Consider the following 20,496-nt stretch of genomic DNA (forward strand, 5'->3'; position numbering starts at 1 on the left):
CGTGTAATGGCCACCAAGAGCGTTTCGCAGGAAGCGGATGACATTCTGCTAGCCAGCTCCATGATCACTTTGGGAGCCCGGCTGCAGGTGCTGGAGGCTGAAACCAGCCTTAGCCACGACCGCCTGGCACGCCTGTACCGCGAAATCCGCGGCTGCTCGCCACCCAAGGGCATGCTGCCCTTTTCGGTTGACTGGTTCATGACCTGGCTGCCGAACATCCATTCCTCGCTCTTCTACAACGTGTATTCGTTCCTGAATACGCGTACCAGCAGCAGAGGCATACGCGCCACCATCGACGCCTATCGCCTCTATCTCGAAAACGCCGGCACCGATGCCGCTGAAGGCGCAGAGCCCGTCCTGAGCTTCACGCGCGCCTGGATGCTGGTGCGTTTTTTCGATAGCGGCATGCTGCAAATGTCCGCCTGCCGCCAGTGCGGGGGGCATTTCATCGCCCATGCGCACGATCCCCAGTCGGATTTCGTGTGCGCGATCTGCCGGCCGCCACCCCGCGCCGGCAAGACGCGCGCTGCGGCCAAGGCGCGCTCCGGCTCCCGCCCCGCACCCGTTGCGAATGCCGCCCGGCTCTGACCGGCGGTATTCAAATACATCAAAAGCCCTGGAAAACCCCCCGTAACCCGCCTTTTTGGGTCGAGGGGAACAGGGGATCATTGACGCCAGTTTTAGACTTCGTTGGCAGGGGCCTGATGTGTTGATTGTTATCGGTTTTCTCGTGGTGGCCGTGTCGGTCGTCGGCAGCTTCATAGCGCTGGGCGGCCATTTGGGCGCGCTATACCAGCCGTTCGAGCTCACGCTGATTTTTGGGGCGGCTTTCGGCGCCTTCCTCGCCAGCAACAGCAAAAAGTCGCTGATGCTGGTCAAGGCCGCCTTGCCCGACGCCTTGAAAAGCTCGCGTTACGGCAAGGACGTGTACATGGAGCTGATGGCGCTCCTGTATGTGTTGCTGAACAAGGCGCGCCGCGAAGGCCTCATGGCCATCGAATCGCATATCGAAGACCCGGAATCCAGTCCGATCTTCAGCGAATATCCCCGTATCGCCAAAGACGCCAAGCTGATGGAGTTCATTACGGACTACCTGCGCATCATGATCAGCGGCAACATGAGCTCGTTCGAAATCGAGACGCTCATGGACGAGGAAATCGAAACCTACCGCCATGAGCGCGAAGTTCCCGTGCGCGCCCTGCAGCAAATGGCCGACGGCCTGCCGGCCTTCGGTATCGTGGCCGCCGTGCTGGGCGTGATCAAGGCGCTGGCCGCCGTGGACCAGCCGCCGGCGATCCTGGGCGACCTGATTTCCAAGGCCATGGTGGGCACGTTCCTGGGTATTCTGCTGGCTTACGGCTTTGTCGGTCCTCTGGCATCGCGCATCGATCGCCGAAGCGACGAGGCCACCAAGGTACTGGAGTGCATCAAGACCACGCTGTTGGCCAGCATGAATGGCTACCCGCCCCAGTTGGCGGTGGAATTCGGCCGCAAGGTGCTGTTCTCGGCTGTGCGCCCGACCTTCGGTGAGCTGGAAGAGCACGTCCGGCAAGCCAAGTCCGCCACGACCGGCAAGGCCTGACGGAGCGGGCCATGAGTACGGTAAACAATCACCGCGTGGTGATCCGCCGCAAGAAGGGGGGGCATGGCGGGGGGCACCATGGGGGCAGCTGGAAGATCGCGTACGCCGACTTCATCACCGCGATGATGGCGTTCTTTCTGGTGATGTGGCTGATCAGCGTGGTCCCGCGCGAAGAACTCAAGGGCATTGCGGAGTATTTCCGCATGCCGCTGCGCGTCGCCATCACCGGCGGGCCCAGCAGCTCGGCCGAAACCAGCGCGGTGCCGGGAGGCGGTCGCGACCCCTTGCGCAGCGAGGGCGATGTGCGCCGCGCGCAGGGCAATCGCGTGGAGGCCCAGCCCATGGGCGACGCCGAGCGTCGCGAACAGCATCGCTTGGAAAACCTGAAGAAGCGCATTGAAAACGTCATAGAGACCAGTCCGGTGCTGAAAACGTTCAGGCCGCAACTGCTGATCGACCTGACCACCGAAGGCCTGCGTATCCAGATCATCGACAACCAGAACCGTCCGATGTTCGCCACCGGCCGCGCGGAGGTGCAGCCCTACATGCGCGACATCCTCAGGGAACTGGGCCCGGTCCTGAACGAATTGCCCAACAAGGTCAGCATCTCCGGTCACACCGACGCCTCGCAGTACGCCCGCGGAGAGCGCGCCTACAGCAACTGGGAGCTGTCGGCCGACCGCGCCAACGCGTCGCGCCAGGAGTTGGTGGCGGGCGGCATGAACGAAAGCAAGGTCCTGCGCATCCAGGGGCTGTCGTCCAGCATGAGTCTGGTTAAAGATGACCCGTATGCGGCCGTTAATAGACGTATCAGCCTTGTGGTGCTCAATCAGAGCACCCAGCGGCGCATCGAAAGCGAGAACGCCGCGGCTGCGGACGTCAGCGCCAAGGATGCCCGCGAGGTAGGAACGGCAGTGGAAGCGGCGCAAGCCGCGGCCCAGGCCACGACGGCAACCAAACCAGGCGAGGCGGAGAGCAACCCGCCCGCGGAAGGGGTTCGATAGCAATGGCTGCAACGATTCTTGTGGCGGACGATTCGGCGACGATGCGGATGATCGTCCAGGCGACGTTGACGGGCGCGGGATGGAAAGTCCTGACGGCCGGCAATGGCCAGGAAGCGCTGGAATTGGCCAAGAGCCACCCGGTGGATCTGGTGGTCAGCGACTGGAACATGCCGGTCATGGGCGGCCTGGAGCTGATCCAGGGACTGCGCCAGGAAGACGAGTACCTGGACGTGCCGGTGCTGGTGTTGACCACCGAGGACGACGTGGACAGCAAGATGGCCGCCCGGGATCTGGGGGTCTGTGGCTGGCTCTCCAAGCCGGTCGATCCTGATGTGCTGGTGGAATTGGCGTCTGAACTGCTCGACGAGCAGGCCGGCGCGTAAGCAAGTTCATTTTTGAAGGCGTACGGGTCATGAGTTCTGGTTTGGACCTCAGTCAGTTTTACGAGACCTTTTTCGACGAGGCGGACGAGCTGCTCGCGCAAATGGAGCAACTGCTGCTCGAGCTGGATGTGGGCGCGCCCGACATCGAACAGCTCAACGCGATCTTCCGCGCCGCCCACTCGATCAAGGGCGGGGCGGCCACGTTCGGCTGTTTCACGCAGCTGGCGGGCACGACCCATTTGCTGGAAAACCTCCTGGATGCGATCCGTCGCGGCGAAATGGCGCTGCGCACGGACATGATCGATATTTTCTTGGAAACAAAAGACGTGCTCAAAAGCCAACTGGATGCCTATCGGGCCTCCGAAGAGCCCGATGAAGCCGTGTTTGAGCGTATCTGCGCCGTACTGAGGCAGCTTGCGCTGGAGCATAAGGATCCCGCCGCGGCAGCCGCGCCGGCCGGGGCCCCTGCAGCCGTGGCAGCGCCGGCTCCGGCCCCCGCACCGGTGGTTGCCCCGGCGCCTGCCCCCGAGCCCGCAGCGCAAGCGCCGGCCGCGGAAGCGGGCAGCCTGCCTCTGCGTGTGCGGATCACCAAGGTTTCGGACAAGGACGCCGCCTCCCTGCTCGAGGAAATGGGCAATCTCGGCAACGTCAAGGCCAGCGAACGCGCCGACGGCACCTTGACCGTATGGATGGACAGCACCTGCACGCCGGACGATATCGAGGCCGTATGCTGCTTCATCGTCGACGGCGACCAGCTGGAAATCAGCCGCGAAGCCGCTCCGGCGGGCGTGACGCAGGCTGCAGCGCCGGTTGCGGCCGCGACGCCTGCGCCAGCCCCTGCGCCTACGGTAGCCGAAGCGCCCGCCGTGGCCGAGTCGGCCGCGGCCGCCGAGGCCATCACACAATCCGCCCGCGTGGCGCGGCCTGCCGCGGCGGCTCCGGCGCACGCGGACAAGGAATCCACCTCGATCCGCGTCGGCGTCGAGAAGGTCGACCAGGTCATCAACCTGGTGGGCGAACTCGTCATCACCCAAGCCATGCTGGCGCAGACCGCTTCCACCCTGGATCCGGTGCTGCACGACCGCCTGCTCAATGGCATGGAACAGCTTGAGCGCAATGCCCGCGACCTGCAGGAAGCGGTCATGTCCATCCGGATGATGCCGATGGACTACGTGTTCAGCCGCTTCCCGCGCCTGGTGCGCGACATCGCCAGCAAGATGGGCAAGCAGATCGAACTGCAGACCCACGGCCGCGCGACGGAATTGGACAAGAGCCTGATCGAACGCATCATCGATCCGCTGACGCACCTGGTGCGCAACAGCCTGGACCATGGCATCGAGACGCCCGAAAAGCGCGTTGCCGCTGGCAAGGACCCCGTCGGGCAACTGGTGCTGTCCGCCCAGCATAACGGCGGCAACATCGTCATTGAAGTCAGCGACGACGGCGGCGGGCTGAACCGCGACAAAATTCTGAAAAAGGCAATCGCCCAGGGCCTGCCGGTCAACGAGAATTCGCCGGACGACGAAATCTGGCAACTGATCTTCGCGCCGGGCTTCTCCACCGCCGAAAAGGTGACGGATATCTCCGGCCGCGGCGTGGGCATGGACGTGGTGCGCCGGAACATCCAGGACATGGGCGGCCACGTGCAGCTGTCGTGCGAGCCGGGCAACGGCACCACGACGCGCATCGTCCTGCCGCTGACGCTGGCCATTCTGGACGGCATGTCGGTGCGCGTCGGCGAGGAGACCTTCATCCTGCCGCTGAATCACGTAACCGAATCGCTGCAGCCCACCAATGACCAGATCTACTCGGTGGCGGGCAATGAGCGTGTGATGCACGTGCGCGGCGAGTACCTGCCGCTGGTTGAGATGCACCGGGTGTTTTCGGTCGGTGACGCCCAGACCGATCCCACGCAGGCCATCGCGGTCATCATGCAGGCCGAAGACCGCCGTTTTGCGCTGCTGGTGGATCACCTGATCGGCCAGCACCAGGTCGTGGTGAAGAATCTGGAATCGAATTACCGCAAGGTGCCGGGCATTTCCGCCGCCACCATCCTGGGCGATGGCAGCGTGGCCTTGATTGTCGACGTATTTGCGCTTGCGCGCGCCAACCGCGAGCGTTGGTCGCAGCCCGAAGCCATTCTGAATTGACGGAGAAATAAACCTCATGGCAGCTAACCCGCAAACGCAAGCCCGACGCAAGGAAGATGTCGGCAGCGAGTTCCTGGTCTTCACGCTGGGCGACGAAGAGTACGGCATCGACATCCTGAAGGTGCAGGAGATCCGCGGCTACGACGCCGATTCGGTCACGCGCATCGCGAATGTGCCGCCGTTCATCAAGGGCGTGACAAATCTGCGCGGCATCATCGTGCCTATCGTCGACCTGCGCATCAAGTTCAACCTGGGGCGCGTCGAGTACAACGAACAGACCGTGGTCATCATTCTCAACCTCGATCGCCGCGTCGTCGGCATCGTGGTGGATGGCGTGTCTGATGTGTTGATGCTCAATTTGGGACAGATCCGCCCGGCGCCGGAGTTTGGCGCAACCCTGTCCACCGAGTACCTGACGGGTCTGGGCACGGTGGACGAGCGCATGCTGATCCTGGTGGATATTGAAAAAATGATGACCAGCGACGAAATGGCGCTGGTGGAGAAGGCCGCGTCCTGATCGGAACGGCCTGCTTGGGAGGTAGAAGCGCCATATTGAACCCAATGTGGCGCTTTCCTTTAACGACTTCAATCTGGGAGTGGTTCTTGTGATGCGCAAGTTCTTCGCAAACATGACGATACGCAGCAGCCTGTTGTGGGTGCTGGCGTTTTTCTCATTCATGTTGGTGATAGGGGCCGCGCTGGGCGTGCTGTCCCTGCGCATCAGCAATGGCACTCTGGCGCAGATCAAGCAATCGCAAGAGCTGGATGACGCGGTCGGCCGTGTGGTTTCCAGCTACAAGGACTCCATGACCGGCCTGGGCCGCGCGGCCGCGGCCAACTATGCTGACATCGTGAAGAGCGTGGGGCAGCCGACCTTGCTGACCCAGGGCCTGTCATCCGAGGCGGCCGGCTTGTTGGAGCGCGCCAAGGCCTCCATGAACAAGGGGCAGGCCGAGTACGAGTATTACAAGAGCCTGGCCCGGCCGGCCGAAGCGGCCGACGCCCTGAAGGAAATCGACGAATCCTATGACGCGCTGGTCCGGCAAGGACTGGCGCCGCTGGTGGCCGCCCTGGAAAAGGCGGACATGCCCGCCTACCAGAAGCAGGTCCAGACGGTACAGGACGCGCTCGAGGGACGCTACGCGCGAGCCATCGAAGGCTTTGACTTCTGGCGCGCCAGCAAGACGCTGGATGCCCACGAGGTGGCGCAGGTGCGTTACCAGTTCGTCCTGATGGCGGTAGCGGCTGGCGGCGTGATCGCCGCGTTGCTGGTGTTTGCCACCTACGTGTTCCTGCGCCGCCGCGTGCTGCTGCCGTTGAAGGAAGCCGGTCATCATTTCGACCGCATCGCCGGTGGCGACCTCACCGCCCGCGTGGACGTGCGCAATACCAACGAAATCGGCCAGTTGTTCGCCGCGTTGAAGCGCATGCAGGAAAGCCTGACGCGCACCGTGGCGTCGGTGCGCCGCGGGGTGGATGAGATCAACGTCGGCTCGCACGAGATCGCGGCGGGTAATACGGACCTGTCCAGCCGCACCGAGCAGCAGGCAGCCTCGCTGGAAGAAACCGCGGCCTCGATGGAAGAGCTGGCCTCGACCGTCAAGCAGAACGCAGACAATGCGCGCCAGGCCAACCAGCTGGCGGCCAGCGCCTCGGACGTGGCTGAGCGCGGCGGTTCGGCGGTGTCGGAAGTGGTCAGCACCATGCAGGAAATCTCGGCCAGCTCGCGCAAGATCTCCGAGATCGTATCGGTGATCGACGGCATCGCCTTCCAGACCAATATTCTGGCGCTGAACGCGGCGGTGGAAGCGGCGCGCGCCGGTGAGCAAGGCAAGGGTTTCGCAGTAGTGGCGGGCGAAGTGCGCTCGCTGGCGCAACGTAGCGCCCAGGCAGCCAAGGAAATCAAGGGTTTGATCGAGGACTCCGTGACCAAGGTCGGCGCGGGTTCGCAGCAGGTGGAGCGCGCTGGCTCGACGATGCAGGAAATCGTGGCTTCGGTGAAGCGTGTGACGGACATCATGGGCGAGATCTCGGCGGCGTCGGAAGAACAGTCCAGCGGCATCGACCAGGTCAATCGAGCCGTGTCGCAGATGGATGAGGTGACCCAGCAGAACGCGGCGCTGGTGGAAGAGGCGGCGGCTGCCGCGGGTTCCCTGCAGGAACAGGCACAACGCCTGGCCGAAGCGGTATCCGTGTTCAAGATCAATGCGGGCGAGGTCATCGAAGTTCCGGCCCAGCGCCTGTCGTCGGCGCGTTCTTCCGGCGACGATACACGTTTGCAGGCGCCTGACGCGCTTGCGCTTGGGCACTGAGGATAGCAGTGGCTACAACAGCGGCAACCCAGGCGCCGTCCATTTCGGTGGAACGCCAATTCGATTTTCGCGATGCGGACTTTTCGCGCGTGCGCAAGATGATCCATGCCTACGCGGGCATTTCGTTGGGCACGCACAAGCGCGAAATGGTCTACAGCCGCTTGGCCCGGCGCCTGCGTGCGCTGGGCATGCAGGATTTCGGCAGCTATCTGGACCAGCTGGAAAATGAGCCGAATGCGGCCGAGTGGGAAGATTTCGTCAACGCATTGACGACCAACTTGACCGCTTTCTTCCGCGAAGCCCATCACTTTCCCATCCTGGCCGACTTCGCCAAGCGGCGTGGCGGTCCGGTGTCGGTGTGGTGCTGTGCGGCCTCCACCGGGGAAGAGCCGTATTCGATCGCCATGACGCTGGTGGAAGCGCTGGGCCCCAGGGCCAGCGCAAGTTCGGTGCTGGCCACCGATATCGACACTAATGTGCTCAACCGCGCGCGGGCTGGAGTCTATCCGGCCGAGCGCGTGGACAAAATGGACGGCGAGCGTCTGCGGCGTTTCTTCCTGAAGGGCCGCGGCGCCAACGAAGGGCAGGTGCGGGTGCGTCCGGAAATCGCTGACATGGTCCGCTACGAGACCCTGAATCTCTTGGCGCCGGCTTGGCAGATCAATGAGCAGTTCGATGTGATCTTCTGCCGCAACGTCATGATCTATTTCGACAAACCCACCCAGGCCAGGATCCTGGAGCGGTTTGTGCCGCTGCTCAAGCCGGGTGGCTTGCTGTTTGCCGGCCATTCCGAAAACTTCACCTACATCAGCCGGGATTTTCGTCTGCGCGGGCAGACCGTCTATGAATGCGCGGGCAGGTCCTGAGCGGGACGAGGCAGCAAAAAATGAAGAAAATTAGCGTTTTGTGTGTGGACGATTCGGCATTGGTGCGTGGCCTGATGACCGAGATCATCAACAGCCAGCCGGACATGGAGGTGGTCGCAACCGCGCCCGATCCACTGGTGGCGCGCGAACTCATCAAGCGCCACAACCCCGACGTGCTGACGCTGGACGTGGAAATGCCCCGCATGGACGGGCTGGATTTCCTTGAAAAACTGATGCGCCTGCGTCCCATGCCGGTGGTGATGGTGTCGTCGCTGACCGAACGCGGCGGCGAAATCACGCTGCGGGCCTTGGAACTGGGCGCGATCGACTTTGTCACCAAACCCAAGCTGGGCATCCGCGACGGCCTGCTCGAATACACCGAGATCATCGCCGACAAGATACGCGCCGCCTCGCGCGCCAAGCTGCGCGCGCCCACGGCGCATGCCGCGCCCGCCGCACCCGCACCCATGTTGCGCCGCCCGCTGGCCAGCTCGGAAAAACTGGTGATCGTCGGCGCGTCCACGGGGGGCACGGAGGCGATCCGCGAGGTTCTGCAGCCGCTGCCGCCCGACAGCCCGGCCATCCTGATTACGCAACACATGCCGGCGGGTTTCACGCGTTCCTTCGCGCAGCGCCTGGACGCCCTGTGCGCCGTGACCGTCCGCGAAGCCGTGCATGGCGACCGCGTACTGCCCGGACACGTGTATCTGGCGCCGGGCGGCGACATGCACATGCGTTTGGGCCGCAGCGGCGCCAACTACGTGATCGAACTTGAAGCCAGCGAACCCGTCAACCGCCACCGTCCGTCGGTGGACGTGCTGTTCAATTCGGCCGCCGTCGCCGCCGGCAAGAACGCCATCGGCGTCATCCTGACCGGCATGGGCAAGGACGGCGCTGCCGGCATGTTGGCCATGCACCGCGCGGGCGCCCACACGATTGCGCAGGACGAGGCCAGTTGCGTCGTCTTCGGCATGCCCCGCGAAGCGATCGCCTTGGGCGCCGCGGATGAAGTGGTTTCGTTGTCGGCGATAAGCGAACGCATTCTGACTCGCCTGGGCGATCGCGGGCACCGCGTCTGACGCGCAAGGCTCCCCGATCGGTCCAAGCTAAATTTTTTCTGGAGTAGAAGATGGTAGACAAGGGCCTGAAGATTCTGGTGGTGGATGACTTCCCCACCATGCGGCGGATCATCCGCAACCTGCTCAAGGAGCTGGGTTTCGAGAACGTGGATGAAGCCGAAGACGGCGCCATCGGCCTGGAAAAGCTGCGCAACGGCGGTTTCCAGTTCGTGGTGTCCGACTGGAACATGCCCAATCTCGACGGCCTGGAGATGCTCAAGCAGATCCGCGCCGACGCGGCGCTGGCCTCGCTGCCCGTGCTGATGGTGACGGCCGAGGCCAAGAAGGAAAACATCGTTGCCGCGGCCCAGGCCGGCGCCAACGGTTATGTGGTCAAGCCTTTCACGGCGGCGACGCTGGAAGAGAAGCTCAACAAGATCTTCGAGAAAATCGCCGGTTGAGGTGAGCCATGAGCACGACGGAACATGAGAGCCCGGGCGAATCCCCCGACCTGATCCATCGCATCGCGTCGCTGACGCGCATGCTGCGCGACAGCATGCGCGAGCTGGGGCTGGATCAGGCCATCAAGGACGCCGCCAACGCCATTCCCGACGCCCGCGATCGTCTGCGCTACGTGGCGCAGATGACGGAGCAGGCCGCCAACCGCGTCTTGAACGCCACCGAGCAGGCTGGTCCCATCCAGGACGGCCTGTCGCGTTCGGCGCAGGCGCTGGATGCGCGCTGGCAGCAGTGGTACGACCAACCCCTGGAACTGCCCGAGGCGCGCGAACTGGTGAAGGACACCCGCGCCTACCTGCAAGATGTGCCGAAACAGGCGCAGCAGACGCAATCCCAGCTGATGGAAATCATCATGGCGCAGGATTTCCAGGACCTCACGGGCCAGGTCATCATGCGCATGATGGACGTGGTGGGCGCGATCGAGCGCGAACTGCTGCAGGTGCTGCTGGACAACGTCCCGCAAGAACGCCGCGACGAAGCGAACAGCCTGCTCAACGGGCCGCAGATCAGTCCGCAAGGCAAGACCGACGTGGTGACCAGCCAGGATCAGGTCGACGACCTGCTGGCCAGCCTGGGCTTCTAGCCGGGAGCCGCGCCGCCGGACAGGGTCTCCGGCGGCGCGTTTTCCTGGTGGTGCCGCCCGCGCATGAAGGTAGTCCGCATGAAGGTAGTCCCTAAGGGCGCAAAGAGCGCCTCATGGATAGACTCCCCTCCAGAACAATAATCAGGGGCTGTGCAGCGTGAATCATGGCGCGCAATGCGCGCCAGGCAACGGATGCCCATAGAAGGCGATCCGGGCCGGCACAAGGAGGTTGATCATGGCCAGATCCGTATTCCGCCTGGGCGGCATGTGGCGGTTGTTGCGGCGGCTCAATCGCGGCGACGCGACACTGTCGGAACGCACGCTATCCATCAGTCCGGCTGTTTGGCCGCTGTACGGTTTCATGACGCGCATACGCAGCCGCATCATGACCGTACGCCAGTCCAGCATAGAAATCGCGCTGAATGCCGCGCGCACGCAGTTCCAGGCGGGCCATTGCTCGATCCTGGCGCAGGAGCAGGCGCGGGCTGCTGAGGCGCTCGCGGCCAGCGGCGCGCAAATCGCCGCCTTGTCGACATCAACATCCACCCATGCGCGCGAGATTGCCGAGGTGTCGGGGCAGAATCTGCACGCGGCGCAGCAGGCGCTGGCCGAACTGTCGGACGTCAAGGGGCGGGTAGAGCGCATGACGCGGGAGATGGCTTCATTCACCGAGGTGGTCGGGCAACTGACGGACCGCGCCCAATCGGTCGGCGACATCAGCAAGCTGATCAAGGAGATCGCCCTGCAGACGCAGCTCCTGGCCCTGAACGCCGGGGTCGAGGCGGCCCGGGCAGGGGACGCGGGAAGGGGGTTCGCGGTGGTCGCCAGCGAGGTCGGGCGGCTGGCCGAACGCGTGAACTCGGCCACCAGCGATATCGGCCGACATACCGCCGAGATGTTGGAGCTGGTGGAGACGACCCAGCATCAGACCGGCACGCTGCGCGAGGACGTCAACGCTTCCGGCGTAGTGCTGGATCGGACATGCTCAGGCTTTGAGCGTTTCGTGCGCGACTTCGACAGCATGAACCGCCAGGTCGGCGACGTCGTTCAGGCCATCGGCGAGGTGGACTCGACCAACCACGGCATGAGCGAAGAGGTGGGGCGGATTGCCGCGCTGAGCGCCGACGTGTTGAAACGCGTGGGCCATATGTCCGGCGAGATCGACCGCATCCGCCGCCAGACGGAAAGCGTGCAGGAGGTGCTGGCCGACATGCGCACCGGCAATACCGCTTTTGACGGCCTGTCCCAGGCTCTCGAAGCCTTCCGGGATGCCGCCGTCAACCTGCTGGAAGACGCCAGGAGCCGCGGAGCGGACGTGTTCGACCGCCACTACCGGCGCATTCCCGGCAGCGAACCCGCGCGCTACCACACCAGTTACGACCGGCAGATCGACGAGACGGTGACGCAGCTGCTGGATAGCGTTCTGGATGGCGTGCCGGGCGGGATCTACACGATCCTGGTGGACGGCCGGGGTTACGCGCCGGCCCACAATCGCCGCTTTTCCCAGGCGCCTACCGGCGATCCGAAGCAGGACATCCTGCGGGTGCGCAACAAGCGCATCTTCGATGATCCGGTGGGCTTGCGCCTGGCGACCAATACCGGCGGAATGCTGCTGCAGACCTATTCCCGCGATACGGGCGAAATCGTCAATGACATATCCATTCCGGTCTATCTGGGGTCGGAACATTGGGGCGCGGTGCGGATTGGCCTGGATTTCGGCCGCTTCCAAGCGGCGGCCGGAGAGGGCGAGGCAGACCGGCTGGTGGTCGCCACGGGCGGCTGACGCCGCTGGCCCGCCCGGGGCCGGGCGCGTTCAGGGCGGGCCTGGAACGCGCTGCCTGAAACGCATCCGGGAATAGCGCCGCTTTCCCCCCGTTTCTTGGCTTATCGCCGAGCCCCTGGGCCTCCTAGAATCTCGGCGGGCAGCTCGTCATTCCATAATCCGCGAGCCGCGACAATACCGCAGAGCATGGCCGAAGAAAGCGACCTCGAAAAAACCGAAGCCGCCTCTCCCAGGCGCCTGGAAAAGGCGCGCGAGGAGGGGCAGATTGCGCGTTCCCGCGAATTGGGAACGTTCATGATGCTGGCGGCGGGCGTGGGCGCCATCTGGGTGGGCGGCAGTTCGCTCTACCAGACCCTGAGCGGCGTGTTGCGAAACGGCCTGGCGTTTGATCAGCGTATCGTGCTCGATCCCGGCGTGATGGTCGAACGCGCGGTCGAAGGTTTCGGCGAGGCCTTGCTGGTGCTGCTGCCGATTTTCGGGCTGCTGGCTGTCATCGCGGTGCTGTCCAGCGTGCTTTTGGGCGGCATCGTCATCTCGGGCAAGCCCCTGCAGTTCAATTTCTCCAAGCTCAGCCCCATTGCGGGCGTGAAGCGGATGTTCTCGTCGCAGACGGTGGTGGAGCTGATCAAGGCGCTGGCCAAGGCCGCGCTGGTCGGCGGGGTGGCGGTCTGGGTCATCTGGCGCTACCACGACGACATGCTCAGCCTGATGCACGTGGCGCCGTCGGCGGCGCTGATCAAGGCGCTGACGCTGGTGGCGATGTGCTGCGCCTTCATCGTGGCTTCGCTGATGGTCATCGTCATGCTGGACGTGCCGTGGCAGATCTGGAGCCACCTGAAGAAGCTGCGCATGTCCAAGGAAGACGTGCGCCAGGAGCACAAGGAAAGCGAAGGCGACCCCCACGTGAAGGCGCGCATCCGGCAGCAGCAGCGCCAGGCGGCGCGCCGCCGCATGATGGCGGAAGTGCCCAAGGCGGACGTGGTGGTGACCAACCCCACGCACTACGCCGTGGCTCTCAAGTACGACGAGGAAAAGAGCGGCGCGCCGCGCGTGCTGGCCAAGGGTACGGGCCTGATCGCGGCCAAGATCCGCGAGCTTGCCGCCGAGAACCGCATCCCGACATTGGAAGCGCCGCCCCTGGCGCGCGCATTGCATCAACACGTGGAGATTGGGCAGGAAATTCCGTCCGAACTCTACACCGCGGTGGCAGAAGTGCTGGCGTGGGTCTTCCAGCTGCGCTCCTGGCGGGCCGGTTGGGGCGCCGAACCGACGGCCCCGACCCGGTTGCCCGTGCCGGTCGAGCTGGACCCGCAAGCCAAAACCGCAGCACAAGGAGCTTAAGGAATGAGCGCTTTGCTCACCATGTTGAAGAGTAACGGGGCCACGCATGCGCGGCTGCTGGCAGGGCCGATCCTGATCGTGATGGTGCTGGGCATGATGGTCTTGCCCCTGCCCACGTTCCTGCTCGACCTGCTGTTCACCTTCAACATCGCGTTGTCGGTGATGATCCTGCTGGTGGCCATGTTCACGCGCAAGCCGCTGGATTTTGCGGCATTCCCGGCCGTGCTGCTGTTCGCCACGCTGCTGCGCCTGTCGTTGAACGTCGCCTCCACCCGCGTGGTGCTGCTCCATGGCCATACCGGGCCCGACGCTGCAGGCAAGGTCATTGAGGCCTTCGGCCACTTCCTGGTCGGCGGCAACTTCGCCGTGGGGATCATCGTCTTCGTGATCCTGACCATCATCAACTTCATCGTCATCACCAAGGGCGCGGGCCGTATCGCCGAGGTGGGCGCGCGCTTCACCCTGGACGCGATGCCGGGCAAGCAGATGGCGATCGATGCGGACCTGAATGCCGGCCTGATCGGCGAAGACGAGGCGCGCAAGCGCCGCGCGGAAGTCTCTCAGGAATCCGACTTCTTCGGCTCGATGGACGGCGCCAGCAAGTTCGTGCGGGGCGACGCCATCGCCGGCCTGCTGATCATGGCGATCAACATCATCGGCGGCCTGATCGTGGGCGTGGCCCAGCATGACATGTCGATGGGTGATTCGGCGCGCGTCTACACGCTGCTGACCATCGGCGACGGCCTGGTGGCGCAGATCCCGGCGCTGGTGATCTCCACCGCCGCGGGCGTGGTGGTATCGCGCGTATCGACCGACCAGGACATCGGCCAGCAGATTCTCAGCCAGCTGTTCTCCAACCCCAGCGTGCTGTTCCTGACGGCCGGCATCGTCGGCATCATGGGCCTGATCCCCAACATGCCGCACGTTGCGTTCCTGACCCTGGCCGGCGCGCTGGGCTGGGGCGGTTGGATGCTGTACAAGCGGCAAACTGCGGCGGCGGCCGCGGCGGCCGAGGTGCCGCCACAGGCCGTTACGCAGGCTCAGGCCGCGGCGGCCGAGGCCAGTTGGGACGACGTGTCCATGGTGGACCAGCTGGGCCTCGAGGTCGGCTACCGCCTGATCCCGCTGGTGGATCATGCCCAAAACGGGGAGCTGCTGCACCGGATCCGCAGCCTGCGCAAGAAATTCGCTCAGGACGTGGGCTTTTTGCCGCCGGTCGTGCATATCCGCGACAACCTGGAACTCAAGCCCAACGATTACCGCATCCTGCTGTCCGGCGTGGAGGTCGGCCACGGCGTCGCCATGCCGGGCCAGTGGCTGGCCATCGACCCGGGCGGCGTGACCGTGCAGATCAAGGGCACGCCCACGACCGATCCCGCCTTCGGCTTGCCGGCGCTGTGGATCGACGGCAGCCTGCGCGATCAGGCGCAGGTGGCGGGCTATACGGTGGTGGATGCCGGCACCGTGGTCGCGACGCACCTGAATCACCTGATGCACCGTCACGGTTCCAATCTGCTGGGCCGCCAGGAAGTGCAGCAATTGCTGGACCGCATTGGACGCGACGCGCCCAAGCTGGTCGAGGACCTGGTGCCCAAGACCCTGTCGCTTACGGCGCTGCAGAAGGTGCTGCAGGGCCTGCTGTCGGAAGAAGTGCCGATCCGCGACATGCGCACCATCATCGATACCTTGTCCGAACATGGTCCGCGCCTGGCGGCGCTGGCCGCCGGCACCGGCAGCCAGCCCGACATCAACGAACTGATCGCGCTGACGCGCCGTTCGCTGGGCCGCGCCATTACCCAGCAATGGTTCCCGGGAGAGGGCGAGCTGCGGGTAATCGGCCTGGACGTGAAACTCGAGCGCGTGCTTTCGCAGGCGATGACGACCAGCGGCGGCCTGGAACCCGGGTTGGCCGATACGTTGTTGCGCGAAGCGCAGGCCGCGGTCGAGCGCCAGGAATCGCAAGGCAATGCGCCGGTGTTGCTGGTGTCTCCGGTCTTGCGTGCGCCTTTGTCGCGCTTCCTGCGGCACCATCTGCCGCAGCTGGGCGTGTTGTCGAATACGGAAATACCCGATGAGCGCATGGTGCGTGTTACCGCGCTGATCGGCGGAGGTAATGGGGCATGAAGATAAGCCGATTTTTTGGGGCGAACAGCCGCGATGTGATGCGCCAGGTCCGGCAGGTGCTGGGACCGGACGCGCTGATCGTGTCGAACCGTAGCGTCGATGGCGGCGTCGAGGTGCTGGCTACCGTCGAAGGCGCTTTTGACGATGCCGCTCACGAGCCCGCGCCGCGCCAGGAAGCTGCGCCCGTCCGGCCGCTCGAAGCGCGGCCGCTGCCACCTGCGGGCGCGCCGGCAGGCATGCGCTTCGATGCGTCTGAGCAGGCAGGACGTGCGCCCGCGCCCGTGATGCCCCAGGGCGGATACGCGGCGCCGTCGCGTTCGATCGCCGCATACCAGACCGCTTACGCATCTTCGACACAGCCTGAAGATGAAGCGCCCCAGGTTGCTCCTATAGCGCCCCAGCCGGCGGCGCCCGTGCGGGTTGAATTGCCATCCCTGCCGCCGTTGCGCCAGGTCCCCGCTGATCAGTCCGCCGCATCCGCTGCCGCGCCTGGCGCTCCTGCGGCATCATCCGCGTATGCTGTTGCGCCCGCGGGGCAGGCCCCGGCGGCTGCCGCTGCCTATTCGGGCGTGCCTGCAAGCGCGGCTCCGGCGCCTGCGGCTTATACGCCAGCCACGCCCCAACCGGCGCCTCCGGCTTATACGCCAGCCACGCCCCAACCGGCACCGGCGCCTTACACGCCGGCCGCCCCTCAACCGGCACCCGCGCCTACGATGGCCCGCATGCCGGATGCGCCGTTGCGCCAACCGCCGGTTTTGCCGCCTGCGGCGATGCCGGCTGACGCCGCAGCGGGATTGCAGGACGCCATCAGCGCACTGCGTGGCGCTCTGGAAAGCCGCATGGACGGCCTGCTCTGGGGCGGCCGCCAAGGACCGGGCCGGGAACCCGCGGGCGCGGCGCTGTTCCGCAGCCTGCTGGACGCGGGGTTCAGCACCAAGCTGGTGCGCACCCTGGTGGAGCGCCTCCCGGAAGGAATGACGCCGGAAGCGGCGCTGAGCTGGGCCCGCAACGAGCTGGTGACCCACCTCCCGGTGCTGCGTTCCGAAGATGAGTTCCTGGCCGGCGGCGTATACGCCCTGGTCGGCCCGACCGGGGTGGGCAAGACGACCACGCTGGCCAAGCTGGCCGCGCGTTGCGTGGCGCGCGAGGGCCGCGAGCAGGTCGCGATGCTGACCACCGACAATTTCCGGATCGGCGCGCTGGAACAGTTGCAGATTTACGGACGCCTGATGGGCGTGCCCGCCCATTCGGTGCGCGATGCGGGCGAGCTGCGCCGCATCCTGGCTGAGTTGGGCAGCCGCAAGATCGTGCTGATCGATACCACCGGCATCAGCCAGCGCGACCGCCAGGTGGCGGAGCAGGCGGCCATGCTGTGCAATGCGGGCAAGCCGGTGCGCCGGCTGCTGGTGCTCAACGCGGCCAGCCAGGGCGACACGCTGGACGAAGTGGCGCATGCGTATCGCAATGGCGTGGGCGAGGATGTCGCGGGCTGCATCATTACCAAGCTGGACGAGGCTACCCGCCTGGGCGCGGCGCTGGATACGGCCATCCGTCATCGTTTGCCGATCCATTACATGTCGGTCGGGCAAAAGGTGCCTGAACACATGGAGCTGGCTCGCGCCGACGTGCTGATCGACCGCGCTTTCTCGATGGTCGAGCGCGCCCGCGCGCTGTACACCCCCAGCGAGGCAGACCTTGCGACGCTGGTGTCCGCGTCGCGGGAGCCCGAAAGCGCGGATCCGGCGCGCAAGCGGCAATTGCTGGCTTCCGCCATCCTGCGTCCGCAAGGTGGCGCGAGTTCCATCGAGGCGGCCCAGAACCTGGACGACGCCATTTCCTGGCTGGAAAGCGATCCGGCCTGCGTGCAGGCTCGCGCGTCCTGGCGCGGCTATGTCGGCGACAGTTCGGGCGCGAGCGTAGCTGCGCTGGGCGATGAACCCTTGGCGATGGTGCGCCGAGAATTTTCCGCGGTCTGCGGACGGCACCTGCTTGCCATGCATGGCAAGGCCGCCATGAAGGGAGAGGGTCTTCCTGGCGGAGCCGTGTTGGGCACGCTGTTGATGAGCGATCGTGGCACGGCTCTGGCGGCACCCGCGCAGCAATTGGTTTTGCCGCATGGGCTGCTCTCTTCATTTGCGCCTGCGGCGCCGGCACAGCCAGACGCGGCCCTGGCGTTGCAGGGGCGTGTTACCTGGCTGGCCGAGAAGCTGGAGCGCGTCCCGGTTGTTCAGATGCTGGAAACGGGCACATCCGCCTTGTGGCCGGCTTTGAGCGAGCAGGGCGTCGCCTGGGTTGCGCGCAGCGCCGGCGGCCAGCGCGTCATCCAGGATGACTGCCCGACCAATCTGAATGCCGTGGGTAAGAGCGTGGGCTATTTGCCCGTCGGCCAGCCCGGCGATATGCCGGGGCTGCACAGCGTCCAGGGCAGCAAGCGCGTGCCCCTGGCGTTGTGGGCTTCGGGTACGGAAGTGACCCTGCCTGGCCGTAGCGGCGGCGAACCCGTCCGGCTGGTCTGCGCCCGACTGATCGACACGGTCAGCGGCGAGGTGGCCGGGCAGCTGTTTGGCATGACCAATCTGCCCGCGTCCCAAGCGGATGCGGCCACCGTAGCGCGCTGGCTGGTGCTGCAGGATGAGGCCAAGGCGGGGTTCCGCTATATGGCTAATGCGTGGCAGGCTTTGCCGGCGGTGGACGGCGCCCATGCCTTGGCGCGCCAATCGCTGATGGCCGGTCAGATGGGCGCGGCATGCTGGCAGCTGGCGCACACGTCGGCGGCGGAAGTGCTGCGCGGACCCTTGTTGGGCATTATGGGAACGGATCGCAAGCTGTCCGGGCGCATGTTGCCGCTGGCTTTGCTGAAGATGTATGCGATGCTGGAGATGACAGCGGGGTAACGAAGGCCGTGGCTGGGGTGGTTTTGCGCAAGTGCGTGAGGGGTTGTGCGCGATAGCGAGGTGGGTTCCGGCGCGCGAACCGGCGCGCTTTACCTATCCTACGTCGGTTCAGCCCGCTACGATGGGTTTGCGGCCGGGGCCGCTGCGTGCACCACGGCCGCGGGCGTCGTAAGTGGATACAGTACCACCCGCCGCACCCAAGCCGCGCAGGGCGTCCAGTGACTGCTGCGTGTAGCGCAGATGCACGTCGATGAGCGCGCCGTTGCGCAAGTTGATTTCGTTGGCGGATGCCGATTTGCTCAGCAAAGCCTGCCAGACGCCCGACAGCTGTGGATGCAGAACGGCTGCCTGTTCGGTGCCGGTATGCCCGGCGGGCAGGCCGATCTCCGCGAGCAGGGAGTCCCGGACCTGGCTCAGGTCCACGAGCTTGCGGGCGACGTCGCCCTTGCGCTCGGTGATTTCCTGCAGCGTGCCGACGCTTCCCAAGCCCACCAGCACTTCGGTCTCTTCTTCCAGAATGGCGGAGAACTCGGTGATCAGGGCATCTTCCTGGCGCATGCAGGATTGCAGGGATTCGACGGTGCTCATGGTCATGCTGTTCGGCTCGGGAGGTTCGGGGTTACTTCAGCAAATCGCGGGCGCTGGCAATCAGGCTGTCCGCGATGCGGCCGGTGTCGATCTTCAACTGACCCGAAGCGATTGCCGCGCGGATGGCGGCCACGCGTTCGACGTTGATGTCATTGGACCCGTCCTGCAGCGCCAGCAGTTTGCGCGACGCCGAGCTCAGCGCCACCTGCGAGCTGCTGGAGCCGCTGGCACTGCCGGCGCCGTAGGCCTGGGCAACCGCCGAGTCGGCGCGGGGCGCGACGGCGTCAGCCGATAGGGGGCGGTTGGTGGTGGAATTGATCTTCAAGATTTTCTCCGCAGGGCGTCCTGGGTCGGTTGTGCGACGGTTTCGCCTACTTATGCCTCAGTAACGGCAGGGCCGGAAGGAACTTTAGGGGAGGGCGGTGTGTTGGTGCAATGCGACATGTAACAACAATTACAGTTGTATTTCCACCAGGCTGGCGTTGCGCACCACGCCGCTGACCACCTGGCCGCCCGCGGTGCGGACCTGCACGGTTGCGCCGGGCGCCGCGTTGTCGAGCGCCTGGCCTTCGCTGCTGACGACGAAGCCGTTGCCGCGCGCGTTGATGCGGACGTTGGCGCCGCGCACCACCGATTGTGCGTTGCGCAACCCGGAACCCCGTACTGCTTGCCCGGCATTGATCCGGTGCACGGCCGTCATGCCCACCACCGTCTGCGGATCCGTAATCGCGCCCGGGGGCAGGGCGACCAGGTCGCCGTCCCGTGGGGCGAGGTCGTCCGGCGTCAGGGCCTGCCCTGCGGCAATCATGCGTGCGGCGACGTAATAGTGGCCCGGCACGCTCACCGTCGCCTGAACATAGGCCGTCCAAGGTTTGGGGGCGTTGCAGCGCACCCCGACGGTCATGCGCGAACGCAGTTTCATGCCCGAGGGCATAAAAGGGGACATGGCGTCGCAAGGCGCCAGGCGTTCCGCGCGCGGCGGGTCTATCGCTATCGAGGGTTGCCCTGGAAGGCCGGCCAATTGATCCAGCAGATAGGTTTGCGCGACAAGAGCGATCGCCTCGGGCGCCTGGGTGGCGGTTTCCTGCCCCTGCGCGGCGGCCAGGGGCAACAGCAGGGCTGCCAGGCAGCTTGCGCGCGCGCGGAGTCGGGGGGCGGATATTTTCATGATGGAGGAATTGTAGAAGTCCGCGGCATTCGGCAATACGTGAATTGGATGAGAAATGGCGGGTTATTTGGCTGATTGTGTTGAGCCACCGGCCCCTATGATGCCGTCATCCAATGGGATAACGGTCTGTCCGGCATCCCT

The 20,496-nt window shown here is 65.1% G+C and carries 18 protein-coding genes; 15 read left to right on the forward strand and 3 right to left on the reverse strand.

Annotated features, from left to right (window positions below):
• Positions 1 to 6 precede the first annotated feature (6 nt).
• From flhC to flhF, 15 genes are all read left to right on the forward strand, one after another.
• Positions 7 to 588, forward strand: coding sequence for a flagellar transcriptional regulator FlhC (gene flhC / locus ACM1PE_RS09790; RefSeq protein WP_419343132.1), 582 nt, complete (start codon positions 7 to 9; stop codon positions 586 to 588).
• A 118-nt stretch (positions 589 to 706) separates the two neighbouring features.
• Positions 707 to 1,582 carry a flagellar motor stator protein MotA gene (gene motA / locus ACM1PE_RS09795; RefSeq protein WP_059374415.1) on the forward strand — a complete coding sequence of 292 codons (876 nt, stop codon included), beginning with the start codon at positions 707 to 709 and terminating at the stop codon, positions 1,580 to 1,582.
• Between the two features lie 11 nt (positions 1,583 to 1,593).
• Positions 1,594 to 2,586, forward strand: a complete 993-nt coding sequence (gene motB, locus ACM1PE_RS09800) for a flagellar motor protein MotB (protein ID WP_059374417.1) — start codon at positions 1,594 to 1,596, stop codon at positions 2,584 to 2,586.
• 2 nt (positions 2,587 to 2,588) lie between these two features.
• Complete coding sequence (locus ACM1PE_RS09805; protein ID WP_054456659.1) at positions 2,589 to 2,969, forward strand: response regulator; 381 nt, start codon at positions 2,589 to 2,591, stop codon at positions 2,967 to 2,969.
• Positions 2,970 to 2,998: 29 nt separating this feature from the next.
• Positions 2,999 to 5,119 carry a chemotaxis protein CheA gene (cheA, locus tag ACM1PE_RS09810; RefSeq protein ID WP_419343134.1) on the forward strand — a complete coding sequence of 707 codons (2,121 nt, stop codon included), beginning with the start codon at positions 2,999 to 3,001 and terminating at the stop codon, positions 5,117 to 5,119.
• A 16-nt stretch (positions 5,120 to 5,135) separates the two neighbouring features.
• Positions 5,136 to 5,636 carry a chemotaxis protein CheW gene (gene cheW, locus ACM1PE_RS09815; RefSeq protein ID WP_059374423.1) on the forward strand — a complete coding sequence of 167 codons (501 nt, stop codon included), beginning with the start codon at positions 5,136 to 5,138 and terminating at the stop codon, positions 5,634 to 5,636.
• A gap of 91 nt (positions 5,637 to 5,727) precedes the next feature.
• On the forward strand, positions 5,728 to 7,431 hold the full coding sequence (locus tag ACM1PE_RS09820) for a methyl-accepting chemotaxis protein (protein ID WP_118934113.1): 1,704 nt from the start codon (positions 5,728 to 5,730) through the stop codon (positions 7,429 to 7,431).
• Positions 7,432 to 7,439: 8 nt separating this feature from the next.
• Positions 7,440 to 8,297: a CheR family methyltransferase gene (locus ACM1PE_RS09825; protein ID WP_306632834.1), complete on the forward strand. Its 858-nt coding sequence runs from the start codon at positions 7,440 to 7,442 to the stop codon at positions 8,295 to 8,297.
• A 20-nt stretch (positions 8,298 to 8,317) separates the two neighbouring features.
• Positions 8,318 to 9,376: a protein-glutamate methylesterase/protein-glutamine glutaminase gene (locus ACM1PE_RS09830; protein WP_059374430.1), complete on the forward strand. Its 1,059-nt coding sequence runs from the start codon at positions 8,318 to 8,320 to the stop codon at positions 9,374 to 9,376.
• 50 nt (positions 9,377 to 9,426) lie between these two features.
• Positions 9,427 to 9,816 carry a chemotaxis response regulator CheY gene (gene cheY, locus ACM1PE_RS09835; RefSeq protein WP_013393379.1) on the forward strand — a complete coding sequence of 130 codons (390 nt, stop codon included), beginning with the start codon at positions 9,427 to 9,429 and terminating at the stop codon, positions 9,814 to 9,816.
• An 8-nt stretch (positions 9,817 to 9,824) separates the two neighbouring features.
• Entirely contained in the window at positions 9,825 to 10,457 is a 633-nt protein-coding gene (cheZ, locus tag ACM1PE_RS09840) for a protein phosphatase CheZ (protein WP_054456663.1), read from the forward strand.
• 235 nt (positions 10,458 to 10,692) lie between these two features.
• Positions 10,693 to 12,240 (forward strand): methyl-accepting chemotaxis protein, encoded by a 1,548-nt coding sequence (locus ACM1PE_RS09845; RefSeq protein WP_419343137.1) that lies wholly within the window; start codon positions 10,693 to 10,695, stop codon positions 12,238 to 12,240.
• A 186-nt stretch (positions 12,241 to 12,426) separates the two neighbouring features.
• Entirely contained in the window at positions 12,427 to 13,581 is a 1,155-nt protein-coding gene (gene flhB, locus ACM1PE_RS09850) for a flagellar biosynthesis protein FlhB (protein WP_059374432.1), read from the forward strand.
• A 3-nt stretch (positions 13,582 to 13,584) separates the two neighbouring features.
• Positions 13,585 to 15,705, forward strand: a complete 2,121-nt coding sequence (gene flhA, locus ACM1PE_RS09855; RefSeq protein WP_059374434.1) for a flagellar biosynthesis protein FlhA — start codon at positions 13,585 to 13,587, stop codon at positions 15,703 to 15,705.
• Positions 15,702 to 18,599: a flagellar biosynthesis protein FlhF gene (gene flhF / locus ACM1PE_RS09860; protein ID WP_419343139.1), complete on the forward strand. Its 2,898-nt coding sequence runs from the start codon at positions 15,702 to 15,704 to the stop codon at positions 18,597 to 18,599. Before flhA ends, flhF begins: the two co-directional genes overlap by 4 nt.
• A 108-nt stretch (positions 18,600 to 18,707) precedes the next feature.
• Here the strand turns inward: flhF and ACM1PE_RS09865 are convergent, their stop codons facing one another.
• The 3 genes from ACM1PE_RS09865 to flgA all read right to left on the reverse strand — a co-directional run bounded on the left by ACM1PE_RS09865 (position 18,708) and on the right by flgA (position 20,355).
• A complete protein-coding gene (locus ACM1PE_RS09865) occupies positions 18,708 to 19,187 on the reverse strand; it encodes a flagella synthesis protein FlgN (protein ID WP_054456868.1) in 480 nt (159 codons plus the stop codon).
• Positions 19,188 to 19,218: 31 nt separating this feature from the next.
• Positions 19,219 to 19,512, reverse strand: coding sequence for a flagellar biosynthesis anti-sigma factor FlgM (flgM, locus tag ACM1PE_RS09870; protein WP_059374439.1), 294 nt, complete (start codon positions 19,510 to 19,512; stop codon positions 19,219 to 19,221).
• 129 nt (positions 19,513 to 19,641) lie between these two features.
• Positions 19,642 to 20,355, reverse strand: a complete 714-nt coding sequence (flgA, locus tag ACM1PE_RS09875; protein WP_251880512.1) for a flagellar basal body P-ring formation chaperone FlgA — start codon at positions 20,353 to 20,355, stop codon at positions 19,642 to 19,644.
• Between the last annotated feature and the right edge of the window lie 141 nt (positions 20,356 to 20,496).

This window comes from Achromobacter sp. PD1 (genome assembly GCF_048541815.1).
Classification (GTDB): Bacteria; Pseudomonadota; Gammaproteobacteria; order Burkholderiales; family Burkholderiaceae_B; genus Achromobacter; species Achromobacter bronchisepticus_A.